General features: G+C 40.3%; 11 protein-coding genes. 1 reads left to right on the top strand and 10 read right to left on the bottom strand.

The window, feature by feature from the left end; genetic code table 11:
- Positions 1-11: 11 nt before the first annotated feature.
- From LVD16_RS16425 to LVD16_RS16380, 10 genes are all read right to left on the bottom strand, one after another.
- Complete coding sequence (locus LVD16_RS16425) at positions 12-1,088, bottom strand: efflux RND transporter periplasmic adaptor subunit (protein WP_233769359.1); 1,077 nt, start codon at positions 1,086-1,088, stop codon at positions 12-14.
- Positions 1,089-1,110: 22 nt separating this feature from the next.
- Positions 1,111-2,589, bottom strand: a complete 1,479-nt coding sequence (locus tag LVD16_RS16420; RefSeq protein ID WP_233769358.1) for a TolC family protein — start codon at positions 2,587-2,589, stop codon at positions 1,111-1,113.
- A gap of 41 nt (positions 2,590-2,630) precedes the next feature.
- Positions 2,631-5,945 (bottom strand): golvesin C-terminal-like domain-containing protein, encoded by a 3,315-nt coding sequence (locus LVD16_RS16415; protein WP_233769357.1) that lies wholly within the window; start codon positions 5,943-5,945, stop codon positions 2,631-2,633.
- Positions 5,942-6,832 (bottom strand): ABC transporter ATP-binding protein, encoded by an 891-nt coding sequence (locus tag LVD16_RS16410; RefSeq protein WP_233769356.1) that lies wholly within the window; start codon positions 6,830-6,832, stop codon positions 5,942-5,944. Before LVD16_RS16410 ends, LVD16_RS16415 begins: the two co-directional genes overlap by 4 nt.
- A 154-nt stretch (positions 6,833-6,986) precedes the next feature.
- Positions 6,987-7,679, bottom strand: a complete 693-nt coding sequence (locus tag LVD16_RS16405) for a hypothetical protein (protein ID WP_233769355.1) — start codon at positions 7,677-7,679, stop codon at positions 6,987-6,989.
- 6 nt (positions 7,680-7,685) lie between these two features.
- Positions 7,686-8,042, bottom strand: a complete 357-nt coding sequence (locus LVD16_RS16400) for a GntR family transcriptional regulator (protein ID WP_233769354.1) — start codon at positions 8,040-8,042, stop codon at positions 7,686-7,688.
- A 1-nt stretch (position 8,043) separates the two neighbouring features.
- Complete coding sequence (locus tag LVD16_RS16395; protein WP_233769353.1) at positions 8,044-8,862, bottom strand: hypothetical protein; 819 nt, start codon at positions 8,860-8,862, stop codon at positions 8,044-8,046.
- Positions 8,852-9,682, bottom strand: a complete 831-nt coding sequence (locus LVD16_RS16390; protein WP_233769352.1) for an ABC transporter ATP-binding protein — start codon at positions 9,680-9,682, stop codon at positions 8,852-8,854. Before LVD16_RS16390 ends, LVD16_RS16395 begins: the two co-directional genes overlap by 11 nt.
- Before the next feature lie 229 nt (positions 9,683-9,911).
- Positions 9,912-12,014 (bottom strand): T9SS type A sorting domain-containing protein, encoded by a 2,103-nt coding sequence (locus tag LVD16_RS16385; protein ID WP_233769351.1) that lies wholly within the window; start codon positions 12,012-12,014, stop codon positions 9,912-9,914.
- 167 nt (positions 12,015-12,181) lie between these two features.
- Complete coding sequence (locus tag LVD16_RS16380; RefSeq protein WP_233769350.1) at positions 12,182-12,748, bottom strand: hypothetical protein; 567 nt, start codon at positions 12,746-12,748, stop codon at positions 12,182-12,184.
- Positions 12,749-13,018: 270 nt separating this feature from the next.
- On the opposite strand from LVD16_RS16380, the gene LVD16_RS16375 reads away from it, so the two are divergent.
- The gene (locus LVD16_RS16375) at positions 13,019-14,704 is read left to right on the top strand and encodes a C1 family peptidase (RefSeq protein ID WP_233769349.1); all 1,686 of its coding nucleotides are present in this window, start codon (positions 13,019-13,021) and stop codon (positions 14,702-14,704) included.
- The last annotated feature ends 63 nt before the right edge of the window (positions 14,705-14,767 follow it).

Here is a 14,767-nt window from a genome sequence, read left to right as displayed (position 1 = left end):
AGATGATCAACTTATTGAACTACACTGACTTTGGACTTATCTCTCAGCGTTTCAAAACCACTGGTAACAAGCCTGTCATTAACTTTTAGTCCTGACGTGACCTCGATCACATCCATATTTTCCAGACCTGTGGTGATGCGCTTCTCACTGGCAATACCATTTTCCACGGTGAACACAATTTTACCATCCTGTCTGCTGATGATAGTCTCTTTTGGTATCACAATGGTGCTGTCTCGCTTCTCGGCAAGAATGGCCGCTTTGATGAACATGCCCGGACGTAGAAGACTTTTGCCGTTATCGATCTGCAGCACGCTTTGGAAGGTCCTGGTATCTGCGTCAATTACAGGTGATATCTGATCTATTTTACCGTAAATGGTATCTTTGGCTACATTGTAGTTAGTGATTTGTACCTGCTGGTTTACATTCACCTCAGACTGATGCTTTTCCGGCAGTTTTACATCCATGAGAAGATGTTCGTATTCCATCACCTTGAACAGATCCTGACCCTGATCTATTCTCACGCCAATGGTGTGGTAAGGCATTTCTACAACAACTCCGGAAAATGGCGCTCTAACGTACATTTTAGCCATCTGAATCTCAGCATTCTCATAAGAGTATTTAGAATTTACATACTCAATATTAGAGTTCTTTAGCTCCGTCTGCGTTACACCGCCTTTGTCATATAAAGACTTTTGTTTTTGAAGATTACTCTCGGTGAGCTCAAGATTAAGCCTTTTACCTTCCAGCTGCAGGTTATTTTCAAACTCTTTATCTTCTATTTTAATGATGATCTGACCCGCTTTCACAGCATCACCCAGAGCATAGGGTTTACCCGTGTCAGGATTAGTCTGGATCTTGTAAATACCCGCCAGCTCAGATTTCATGATGGCCTCCTTAGAAGAGTACACCGTACCTGTGGTTTCAATGAAACGAGAAATGCTCTGAGGCTTGATACTCTGTACTGACACCGGAATTTTAATATCTGTCTGGATATTAGATTTCTCATTATTACAGGACCAGAAGCCACTGATAATCAAAAGAAAGAAAATCCATTTTTTTGAGTTTTGCATGTATGTTATTGGTTGCATAATGTAAGAGTTCTGAAGGTGATTAGTAGGTTTGAAGCATTACTGGTTCCTGCTTTTCAAAATCATAAAGCGATAGAATTTTTAAATTCAGTAGCTCTATTTTATAATTGATCAGTGCATCTGCTAAAGCACTTTTCTTATCAGAAAGCTGGTTCTGAAACTGGTTAAGATCGATACTGGTAAGGTCTCCATTCTTGTATCTTTCCAGATTCAGGTCATAGGTAAGCTCTGCATTTTTCACGTTCTGCTGAGCTATTTCTATCTGATTTTCAAGGTTTTGCAGACTTCTGTAAACCTTTCTGATATCTATGGTAATGTTTCTTCTTTCCGTTTCCAGGTCAATTTCATTGATCTGAAGATTGGCATTGGTGGCTTCGATACGGGCCCTATTTTCGCCCCAGTCCCAGATAGGTATTCTAAATGAAACAGCTACACTTGGGTTCATAGTTGGGTTTTGATAAACATCTGGTGCTTGCGGATTATCTCCAAACACACCTAGTGAAAGGCCTATGCTACCTTTGAATTCGTTCAAACCCTTGGTTTTAATTAGCTCAAACTGAGAACGCTCAAGGGCAATGTTTCGCTCTCTTAGCTCAAGTCTGTTTTCCAGGCCATGCTGAATAGCCTGATTTAAATCTACCTTGCGAGTAATGAAATCTATATCTATCTCTACGGTCAACTCTTCATCCAGATCAAGGCCTAAAAGAAGTTTGAAATCGTCTTCTGCATTATCCAAAAATACCTGATCATTTTCCAGTGTAGATTTAGAACTGGCCAGGTTTAGCTCTGCCTGATACAGCTCTTCCCGAGCCAGAAGGTCGGCCTCCACTTTCTTTTCTGTGATGTCAAAACTCACCTGTTGGTTATTGTACTCATCTCTGGATATCTCTACATTATTTTGACCTTTATAGAGGTTATAGAAGCTTTCCGTAACTAATTTCTCCAAGTTGAGTAGCTGTAGGGCATTGCTGATCTGGGCATTTTCCAGGTTTAGCTCAAGCTCCTTTAGTTGCAGCCTGTTACGATTATAAGTGAAAATAGGTTGGTCTACCTGCAAATAGAGGTTGTTACTGTAAGTTTTAGTTCTTAGATCATTAAACTCAGAGTAATTATCTCTATAACCGAACCTGTTGATCAATGAAATAGTACCATCTGTGGCGCCAATCGGCTGACTCACAGAAAGGTTAGCAAAAGAATTATAATCTTCAGTGGTGTACCATGTGGAAAATAAGTCATTAAATGTTCTGGTACGATCATACTGGAAAGGGGTAATATCCAGCGCAAACTGCGACCTCATAGCAGCTCGTTGAGCATCAAGGCTCCGCTGGTTACTGAACAGGTTCAGTTTGGACTTCTTTATCTCAGGGCTACTGGTTTGGGCTATCTGGATAGACTCTTCCAGTGTGAGGGTATGCTGACCGTTTACCCCTGAAAATTTGAGACCACAAGCCACTGAAATGAGGAGCACCCATCCCAGCTTATGCAGGCTTGTCCGCCCCATTCGTTTTGTTGTTAGCATTTTTAGTTTACCAATCATAATAATTATTGCTTGACCCATTTAATTGCATCTGCATACACCGTTCGGAGTTCACAGTCATCTGACAGCTCCACGCTGCCGCCAGAAGCATTGAAGTAATAAGACCCCAGATAGTTCCATCCTGGCTCTGCATTAGCTAAATTGTATTTTATATCATCCTCACCATCAGCATGATGTATGATGTAGCGGTAGTGTGACTGCTGACCGCTTGGTTGATAATCTTTTTGATTTTTACCTCTCAGGTAAATGTAAATGTCATAGAACCCTGGCTCTTTAAAAGTAGGTGCCCAGGTAGCTGTTTTCTCACCACTGCCAGCCCTTGTAAAATGGGCAGAACGGATTACACTACCGTAAAAATCGGTGCCTGTAGTAGGAAGCCATTTGGCATAAGAACGGTGCCACTGGCCGAAGTACTTCTGGTTAGAATCATCTCTATTATCCAGGAATGCTCTTAGATACGTTGGTTTTATAGGACTAAAAGTGGTAAAAGAAAGTGAATCTTCATTATCCACAATTACCTGATACTGATCTGGTTGAGGAACATTCGCCAGCACTTGCTCTCCCTCAAAAAGCTTTTGATGCTTCATTTTGTCCAGCTCACCCACAGACATATAGATTTCTGAAGGTATATTTCTTGAAATAATGGTGTTGAACTTAATTTCGTTAGGTCTTTCATCTAAAATGTAGCCCAATCGTTTTATCTCACCCTTCTTAATGATGGCTAGCTTGCCGGTTTTCTCTTCGGGCTTTGGTTCGTCAGAATCGTTCTCCTTTTTATCATCAAAATGATTAAATATTACTTCAAGTATCCCGTCATTTTCGCCCACATTCTTCACATCAATTATTACCTGATAGCGCTTCTTATCACCATCTACTACTTCATATTTTTCTACATTGAATATATCAAAGGCAGGCTGTGAAGTAGACTGATAAACTTTTTTGATAATAGGAGTGATGTCCACCTGAAACTGCTCTATCAAAGCCGAACGAAGTGTCTCGTAGGTTACAGGTTGGTGCTGATGTGTGTTTACCCAGTTATACAGAAAACTCTTTAATTGGTTCTCGCCAATAATCTGGCCCAGGTAGGCAAAGAGATATTCACTTTTTAGAGAAACTGACTGTTTGATCTTGCTAAATGGCTCATTAGCGATGATTTTTTGCAAGCCTGCTTCTCTCATCAGTTGGTTACATTCCTCTATGAACGAAATGCCATTCATATCTCTAGAATAATCATAGCCGCCTTCACCTTCGCTGCCGATGTATTTGGCAATACCGCGGTTAAGCAATGGCCATTCTTTACTAATCACAGCTGAGTTAAAGCTATAGTAATTGGGGAATATGGAATAATCAGGATCATCAGCATTTCGACCAGCGAAAAACCAGCCTTCGTTACTCACCTTTGTGAATACATGACTAATTAAGTTTTTGAATAAATAAGCCTGTTTCTGCTTATCATCATACACCTGATTGTCTTGCCTGGCCTGATGCTCCAGGTCTCTAAGCTGCCGTCTAAAATCAAAACGGTCAAGATCGCCACCTTCTTCCGGCCAAAAAACCATCTCCGGCTGCACAAAGGCCTGACTGCTTTCATAGATTTTGGCATAGGCCATAAAATGAATTGGCGCCTCCACGAATTGTAGCCTTTTGAAAGGATATTTCAATTTCCTCACATCTTCGTAAGAGCTCACAATATCATCAATCAAATAAGAAAGCGTATCCGATAGAGCCCCCAGGTTGTTCTCCAGAAAGTTATGGTTAGGATAGTGGTAAATGGCGTAAGTAACACTATCCAACGTGATACCTTTCTTTACATAATTGCCAATGGCCAGTGATATTTGTGGCAGCGGATATTCAGGCTTGAAATGATAATTACCCTCTGAGCTGGTAACATCTCCCTGTGATATCGCCGTTAAACCATTTTGAGTTTTTACATAAAGCTCAAAGTCAATGAAATTAGCCTTTTGCTGAGCTATGGCTTTATGACTGTAGCCAATCTCAGTGCCCGGGTACCACATAACATCGGAGGTAAGAAGGGCATAATCTGGTTGTAGAAACGCATATTTCTTTTGCAATGAATACATCAGATACTGTACAGGAGACTCATACCTTTCATCATCTACCTCCAGGTGAGCCGCCTCATCTTGAATGGTACCATGATACTTTATCTGGACTTTCCTTGTCGCGCCATTACTTATCTTAACACCTTGATTAATAGATACTAAATAATCATCTCTTAAAGCTTTAATATCATCATTTCCTATACTTAACTGATCAACGATAAGGCCAGGATTTAATGTAAAATAGATAGAATCCAGCTGTGCTCCCGAGTTATTCTTTATGGTAAGATTGGCTGTGCAATAGATCTGATCACCACGATGCTCCAGGTCTATGGAAGCGGCAGTAATATCTACATTTGGCGTTTTAGCCCATTTATAATTTATGGTCACCATTGCTGCACGGTGAGTTAATTCATGGCTTCTGATAGCCCATAAATTTACCATAGATAGGGCAGAGGCCGCCACTAGTACAAGGCCTACAATACCTGTAACAACCTTTACTCTTCTGTAGCTCGGTAAGCGATCCAGGAAGAAAGCGGTGAGCCACATACAAGCGATACCAACAAGTGTATAGAAAAGGCGTTGGTTCAAGGCAAACTTCATATCAGCAAAGCCTGAGATCTCAGAGATAAGCATTGAGAGCCTGAAAGCACTGAAATCCAGAATGTTGGCGAACTTATCAAAGTATTTAAAGAGCTGCACAGCTGCCAGCCCTAGAAGCAATACAATGGTGATAGGTTGATTTCTTATTAATGTTACCAGAAGAAAAGCCAGACCAGTAGTAAAAATGATGCTAGGCACGCTGGTAAGAAAAGGGTACAAAAAATAGGCAGCAGGGTTAAGCTCAGCATTACCATTAATGATGTTGACCACAAAAGCGATAGAAAGCAACACCATGTTAAGGATAAAGAAGAGTTTGAATATGGCCAGAGCCTTTCCAAATACATAATCCAGATTGGTAATCGGGCGGACAAAGAACACTTCGTTAGTGTCTATTTTCTTATCCTTTTTGATAAGACCAGTAGCCAGGAAAATAACTGCTGCTACCTGTGGTATGCTTATCATCACCAGCGTAGCGTAAGGAATGATATGATTATTAGAAATAGAAAGCCATCTGGTATTATCTAAACCTGAGAAAACCGCGATATTCAAAATGGTGACAAAAATAACCCCGGCCAGCGCCACTATTCTGAAGAACCAGTTTCTCCAAAGTACCTTGCCTTCGTATTTGGAGATGGTGAATATGTTTTTTAATGATATCATACCAGCGACACTCCTAATTCATTTTCCATAAAATATACATAGGCATGCTCCAGGTTAGGATTGGCATGGTCTGCATCCGGGTGCGGCTTTTCATTAGCAATAAGCTCCACTTCCCATTTGCCATCTACGGGAATAGTTGATACTACTGGAAATTTGGATTTCAGCTCAAAGAAAGCCTCATCATCTAAAGTTACTTCCCAAACATGACCGCGAACCTGATTGATCATGCCTTCCGGTGATCCTTTGAAAGCCACTTCGCCTTTGTTCAGCATGGCCATATGCTCACATGTACTACTTATATCACCTACTATGTGTGTAGACAAGATAATGGTAACATCCTTCTGACTGAGGTCTGAAAGAATGTTTCGGAACCTGATACGCTCTTCGGGATCTAGCCCGGTGGTAGGCTCATCTATTACCAGCAGTTGAGGGTTGCCAATTAATGCCTGAGCAATACCCAAGCGACGCTTCATACCACCGGACAATTTATTGGCCATTCGCTCTCGCACGTCCAATAAACCCACCTGATCAAGCAGCTGATCTACCTTTACATTCCTGTCTTTCTTCTTTAATGAAGTACCAAGTCTGGCGGCATAATCAAGGAACTCCCAGGTTTTGAGCTTTGTGAAAAAGGTAAAATCCTGCGGGAGATAACCAATAAGAGGCCTTATTTTCTGTCTTTGCTTATTGATGTCCATTCCGTTGATAAGAATGGTGCCTGAAGACGCCTGCTGCACAGTGACCAATGTGCGCATAAAGCTTGACTTACCGGCTCCATTAGGACCAAGCAATCCGAACATGCCGCTACCAATCTCAAGATCGATATTGCGAATAGCGGCATGCCCGTTAGGATACACTTTGGTTAAGCCTTTGATCTCTATATTCATCAGCTATTGAGGTTCTGTAGGTTATTTGAAATATAACCTAATAGGTTCGATTAATGGTTTACAAATCCCGCTAGCGGCTGAGTTAAAGACCTGAAAGGATTTGTAAGGTGTTGTTGTTATCAGATAGAATTAACTATCACTATTTATTTGTTACTTAGTTGATGTTCAGCCTACTGGAGTTATCCTTCTTAAACTGGATATCTTCCACAGATTGCACATATATATAAGTATTGTTTTTAATTGATCCCTGGAGGTGCTTTATTGGGACATACAGACGCACACTGGCATTGTCACCCAAAAATTCTAATTTATCAAGATCAAGCGAATTAAAATCCGCTGATGAGCCAGGCCCTGCGTTCATTCTCACCTCATTAAGGTCAGGACAGTTCATCAAACTAAAGTATCCATCCTTTTGTGAAATATTTAAACTCTCCTGATCAAGTTCAGTGACAGTAACTCTACTATTTACCATACTCAGGTAGTTTAGCTGCCCAGGCTGAACCGTAATTCTCAAAGAATTAATATGATTCTCATCTTCAACCACTTGGGTAATTCTCAAAGTGTCATTCGTTACGCTATACTTTATATTAGATGCAGCCCCGCCTTTTTCACTCCAAACTTCAATTCTGGAAGGTACATCTGCCGCACTTTTAATTGAGAAGTGTGAATTATTCACATTATTGAAATCTATGTACTTAATACCTGTAATATCTATGGAATCCATAATGCCAATATTACCATGAATACTATTAGGTGTGCCATTGAGCCTTATTTCGGTAAAAGCCACGATCATATACACCAGGATAAAACCGAAGAAACCAATAAGTATTTTGTTGCTTAATTTCATCGCTTATTATTTTAATGTTGTTATATGCTTCTGTAAGTCATCTGCTGTGATACCAAGCAATTCGGCCTGTCTGATAAATTCTGGTAGTATTTTATCAAAAAACTCTTTCTTCTTACCTTCCAGGATGATATTCTGAGCTTCAGGGTTAACGAAGTATCCGATTCCCCTTTGGTTTTCAATAATATTCATTGCTTGTAATTCACTATAAGTTCTCATAATTGTGTTAGGATTTACACCCATTTGGGATGCCAGCTCCCTTACTGATGGTATTTTTTCACCCACAGGAAACTCTCCACTCACCACTTTCTCGGCAATACTATCTGCTATTTGCAGAAATATACTTTTGCCATTTTGAAACTCCATTCTAAACCTCCTTTTCCTTTAATTTTCTATAGGCTACATAAAGCATAACCAGATTAGCCATAAATGCCGCTCCTGCAAAGAGCCTGAAAGCTCCCGTCTCATCATGTGGAATAAGTACCAAGTCATCATTAGTTCTGAAATTTCCTATTCCAACCACTTCTATTGCTATGTAAATGACTAACACATAGAACAACACTATCACAGCCAACGCAAACAATGTCTTCACCAAGGGTTGTTTAGAGAATGTAGCACCACCTGTAAAGGGCAATACCAGTCCAAGCCCTATCAAATTGGCGATCATAATCACAAACCATATCGTAGTACTCCTGTCATTAAAAACATCACCATTTAAGACGTTGGAGAGATCCGCATTGAAGGGCTCAAACAGACCAACAGATTGAAAGCTTTCTTCAGTAAACATGTCGAAGAACAGACCCTGGATGTTAAACGTGACCCAAAATAGAATGGGAAGAAGGAAAAGCATGAGCACAATGCGAATGATGAATTCGGATAGAAACTTCTCTAGTACTGACCCGGGTACCATGAGATAGTTGATGGTGCTCTCTTTTGACCTTAGAGACGGAAACGAATAACCGACATACAGAATGCCGAATACTGCTACAAATCCGATAAGAAAACCTCTGTAATTTTCTAAATCATGAGGATGCTTATCTGACCCCATTTGCACTATTGATAGCAGAATGAAGATAACACCTATATAAGCAATACTTGAAAACAAAAACAGCTTATTATGATGAATGAAATTCTGCCTGAATAGCAAAAGAAAGCGCCTCATGCTAAAAGTGTTGTTACTGGACATAGTCTTTCATTTTTTCGGTACCGTTAGACACCGCGTTAAACAATAGTTCAATATCTACAGATGAATTGCCATTAGTCTGCGGGGTGATGACCCTATAACCACCCGGCACCATTTCACTGTACAATACATTTTCACCCTCTGGTGTAGCTGCAGTAGAGAAGCTTAGCTGAGATGAAATGTCAAACAAGTCTTTTTGCATGATGAATTTACCTTTCTCCAGCATTAAGATCCTGTCTATCAGATTTTCTACATCTTTTACCTGGTGAGTAGAAATCACCACCACCTGATCTTCATCCAGTGAACCTGCCAATATTCTTCTAAAAATTGCTTTTGAAGGAATATCTAACCCGTTAGTAGGCTCATCTAGAATAAGTAGGCGACACTTGGTAGACAAGGCGAAGGATATCAAAAACTTCTTTTTCTGACCGTAAGAAAGCTTTTGTAAGCTTTTAGTTTCTGGCAGTTCAAACTCATTGAGCAACTTTTGCAGCAAAGCCTCATCGAAGCGAGGGTAAAAACCTGCATTTGCCTTAATGTAGTTTTTAATAGATATGCCCGGAATATAAAACTCTTCCGGCACCAGATAGATATCCTGTAGGAGTGAAGGCTCTCTTTTAGAAGGCTCATAACCCATAATCTTCACATCACCATGCGTAGGAGTTAACAGGCCAATGATCAACTTCAGTAAAGTAGTTTTTCCGGCACCATTTTTCCCTAGCAGACCAACAATGCTTCCCGGACGCAAGATGCAATCCAGATCTTGAAAGAGTGGCTCTTTCTTTTTAGCATAGTTGAAATTCAAATTTTTTATCTCAATCATTGTTACTGATTTAGTGTACTACTTAACTAATACAGTACAATGGTAATGTTAATTTTTGGGATTTGCAAATCTTAAATTCAAAAAACTTAGATTAACATTAAAACAAATCTGCCAAAAGAAGGGAAGGACTATAAAAAAAGAAGTGCCGGCACTTCAAAAAAGTACCGACACATTCTCTAATCATTAACTTAATAAACTATGTAAACTATTATCTGGTCCTATGTAAAATCTATTGTTTAATTAGCTTTCTATGGTATATACCCTGTGCAGTGTGAACTTCCAGTATCCAGATTCCTGCAGCCAGATCCTCTCCAAATGTGATGTGTTTGGTTTTAGGAGAGCGTATAATCCTTCTGCCTCCATTAGCATTCACTAAATAAAGCTCTTTGATATCCTGACCACCATTCTCCAGCACAAACTGATGTTGAGTAGGGTTGGGGTATAGTTTAAAGGAGGTGTTTAACGCATCAATGCCAGTGACATTTCCTGTTACCTCGAAAGTATGATCTACAAAGGTTGCAGCAGCGTAGTCATTATCTCCGGCTTGGGTTGCTCTTACTGTAATATTACCTGTTCCGGTTATAGTGAGTGCATTACCTTCTACCGAAGCAGGGCCAGCAACTACCGAAAAAGTAACTGGCAGGTCAGAACTGGCCGAAGCATTTAAATTTATGGTAGTGGTTTCTTCTATATCCATATCATCTATCTCATCAAAACTGATGGTTTGGCTGGCTTTGTTCACCATAAAGGTTTTATATACTTCAGCCGCGGCATTATAATTATCGTTTCCTAATTGTCTGGCTCTTATGGTGGCTGAACCTCCACCTGTGATAGTCACGGTTTTGCCGTTGATTTCTATGTTGGGGCTCGCTGTGGTTAATAGTACCTCCAGACCTGAACTGGCACTTACATTCAGTTCAAAATCGCCATCACCAAAGGTTTTATCCGGAATATTCTGAAACGTAATGGTCTGGTTCTGCTTAGTAGATGATATGTTCCAGCCGGTGTTATTTCCTAAGTCAACACTTTCTTCAGCAGTAAAAGTGGCACCAGAGGCATTCATATCCTGAATCTGAAGATACATCCCTTCAAAGGCTGTTCCTGAAGTACTTTTAAAGTAAGCTTGCTCTCCTGTAATTAAAGATCTGAACTCTATAGGATCATTCTCAGTGCCTTCAGCAACAAGCGTTTCAAACATTACAGCATCTTCTTCTTCAGGAGATATTTTCAATTCCGTACCAGGCAGCACCGTAATTGTGTGAGCTACAATACCGCCATTGATACTACCATAAATATTGGTGGTTCCTGAGCTAAAGATAATATTATTGAATACCAGACCACCTCCAAGTATTGATTTAGAAGTATTCTCTAACAAATGAATAGTGGTTTCCGTGAGATCCACTTCATCTGAAGTAATGTTTTGACTATAAATCCAATACTGATCTGTAGTAAAATAGGAAGTATAAATGGAAGAAGTTCCTCCATTAAATCTGATGTAATCAGATCTGTCATCTTCCGTTTCTGGCATTATAAAGAATTTGGAAAGAGCATTTATAACTTTGTTATTGGTATTTAAGGTGCCGCGATACAGAAAGAAGTTGTCTGCTGTAATGTCATCCGTCAGATTGAAAGTACCCGAACCATCAAAAGTAATCCCCAGCAGTCTCTGAGCATCATTAAAAGTAACTGACTCTGTTTCAGAAGATTGCATTCTTACTTGTGCAGAAAGATTTAAAGCATCATCCAATACCAGTGCGCCGTACACCTGAAGTTCATTACCAATACCTTGAACCACGAAATTAGTAGCCAAACTAGAAAAGGTCAGGTTGGCAGCGAGGTTTTCATCTGTGAGCGTAACGGTGGTTCCAGCCCCGCCAGATGCACTATTAAAAAATACATTATCTAAAACACCCGGAGGTTCTGTATAAAAGGTATTTCCACCACTGGTTTTGGCCCAATGGTTTACGTCATCCCATATACCATTGCCGCCTACCCAGTAATAATCAAGTCCGTTATAGGGTGTGATGTTCCAGCCTGAGTTATTGCCGTTATCTATAGAGTTCTGAGCGTTGCATGTGGCTCCTCCGGTAGCGTTGATATCCTCAAGTATTAGAAAACTGGCATTTACAGTGCCTGAGCTCTTTGATATGGTGGCTTGAGAACCCGGAGTGCTCGCATTAATATCTACAGGAGTGGTTTTCCCGCCTACAAGATCTAGCGTATTGACGGTCTGAACACTTCCACTTTCAAGGGTTAGATTAACACCTTTCTCAGCTTTAAATTCATTAAATGTATTGTTTCCCTGCACAAACAGAGTGGCATTGTTTTTCACTATTACATTGTGAAATGTATTATCATTACCTCTAAACCTGTTTCCTTCCGTAATAATTAAAGTAGATGTGCCTTCATTAAAGTTGAACGTCTCTTCAATGATGACAATTCCAAAATCCAGGTAGAAAGTAGAACTACCAGCATTAAGTGTGCCTGCACTATTACATTCTAAAAAAAAAAGTTAGTGTGTACCGGGTGGTTGTTAGTATTTAGAGTACCTAATCCATTAAACCTCATCCAGCCAACAGCCAAAGAATCCTGCAGACTCCATTCACCTGGGCCATCAAAAACTATTGAACAAGTGCTTCCTAATGTCTTTTCTCCTGAATGAATCACATTTCCGGCCTCTGTAGATCTCAGGATTACCTTACTCAGCTTTTTTTGTACCGAATTATTGAAAGTTAAAGAACCATATACATATAAAAGGTTCTGATTCGATGTACCTAAAGATTTAAAGTAGGGCGTATGTGCCGTTCCTGTCCAGTCCATATTGAGACAATAGCCATCCACATCTAATGATAGCTCCTGATCTTCTAGTGAAAACGAGAAGGCATCAAAATATACATTGTCTTCCTCACCTGGAGGCTCCGTATGAAAAGTAGAGCCTCCGGAGCTGGTAGCCCAATGCCCCAGGTCGGACCAGTTGCCACCATCGCCCACCCAATAGTAATCAGACTGAGCCAGTGATGAATAAAAAGAAAAACAGATGAATAAAACGGTAAAAATATATCTCATAACAGATTGATTAAAAGCCTGCTGCAAGATAATATGGTCAATGGCAGAGTGCCTTGGCGTTCACTAAGTAAAAAGTGTCGTTCGCTAAATAGTTGGGAGTAAAGAGTATTGAGTATTGAGTATAGAATAGAGTATAGAGTATTGAGTAAATAGTATCAACTAAGTAGCATATGTTACAATATTCATAGAACCTGTTACATTTATAATATGCTACAGGCCTTATCCTAGCTAGTTTTATTAAAACATTTTTCAACCTAAAACTAAGCTGAGATGAAAAAAAACATCACAAAACTCATATCGGTATTTTTATTACTTGCATCATGGATGTCTTCTGGATGTAGAGATGATTACGAAGAACCACCAGAAGTGGAATCTTCCGACGAATACGTAGATTTGCGGCCCAGGCAAACCCCCATCCGTTGGCAAGGAAGCAGAACAACCTGTATCGTATTCGCCGGAGTAGCGGCATTAGAAGCTTCATACAAGAAGTTTGGCTACGGCGATCTCGATCTTTCAGAAGAATTTATCAATTTCACAAGAAAGTCATTCTATCTACATCCCATCTGGCAAGACCATCTAAACAAAGGAGTAACGGCAAGAGAAACACAACTTGGATCCACTGGCGGCGGTGGTGGAGTAGGGGTAGTTGCAGAACTAGGCAAAGCCTATAAATTGCCTCTAGAGAATGTAATGCCCTATGTAGATGTAAACAACTACTACGAATCTAATTTCCCTGCCTTGGTTCAAGCCATTGACAAAGGATCAGATGCCACACAAAAAGATTATAGTGATTTCAATCTTGATCCTAGAATTTTAACATCGAACATTCTCAAAACAGAAAAATGGTACAGTGTGGGCTCTTACAAAGAGCTAGCAGATGCAAAAGATACTGATGAGATAGAAAAAATTCTAAAAGCAGGTAATGAAGTAGTATGGGATTTTGCCGGTGCTAACCCTGCGGAATCTATAGATGACAACAACATTTGGCAAGCTTGCTCAGATTGCGCTATAATTGGCCATAGCATGCTCATTGTAGGGTTTGATAAGCGAGATCCAGATCCTGCTAAACATCATTTCATAGTAAAGAACAGCTGGGGAACTGATTATTTAACAGGAACAGACATGGATGGCTTTACTACTATCTCTTACGATTATGTAAAGAATTACGGTGTAGAAGCAGCCTATATTCTATGGCCTACCGCACCTGAAGCATGGCCGGAAATACCATTTGTAGGCAGGTGGAAAACCAATCTAGATGGCTGGAAAGGAACGCTAGACATTTACCACCTTCCCGGTATGTCTGACTATACCTTTGAGTTCAACTATCTTAGAAATGTAATTCCTGAGCAATATGAAGATTATCGCATTGGTACTTATTATGACACGCAAGGCAATCCTTTCCGGGTCAACGGCTCAGTAAATGGCAATAAGCTAGAGTTTTACATTGACCCTGATGAGCCTTTAGTACGCTGGGATGTGATAAGAGGTACTCCTCATGTTTTTTACATGGATGACTATGACTACATGGCTGGCTTTTATGAATTAGAAAACGGTCAGGAATATGCCGGCTACGCAGTAAAAGGCAGTTATTTGAACGGCGGACCACAGACACCTCGACCTTTCAGTACACAATCCTATTACCCTAGTATGTGGCAACTGGACTGCAACGGCAAAAAGGGTGTTCTTACTTTTACTAAACAGGCTGGTAATAATAATGAATTCCTCTTGCTCGATGGCACATTCTTAAAAAATGGGTCTACCACAGCAGTGGCTGCGCAACTCAAGATGTATTATAATGATCCGAGCAAGGTCTATGTCCAAATCATTGATTTCGATGGTGAGCCTGAAAGCTTCATAGGCAGGCACCTCAGCTGGGAAGGTGGGTTAATCACAGGCCACACCCCAGAAACAGTAGACATCAGACCATTCAGCATGACCCGCATAGAAAGTAACTAAACGTTAATGATTGATGAAGGGGAAAGCCCGGCGGCCGTGTGGTTGCTGGGCTTTTTGTATTAG

This window comes from Fulvivirga ligni (assembly GCF_021389935.1).
Classification (GTDB): Bacteria; Bacteroidota; Bacteroidia; order Cytophagales; family Cyclobacteriaceae; genus Fulvivirga; species Fulvivirga ligni.
This window is presented reverse-complemented; position numbering and strand designations above follow the sequence as displayed.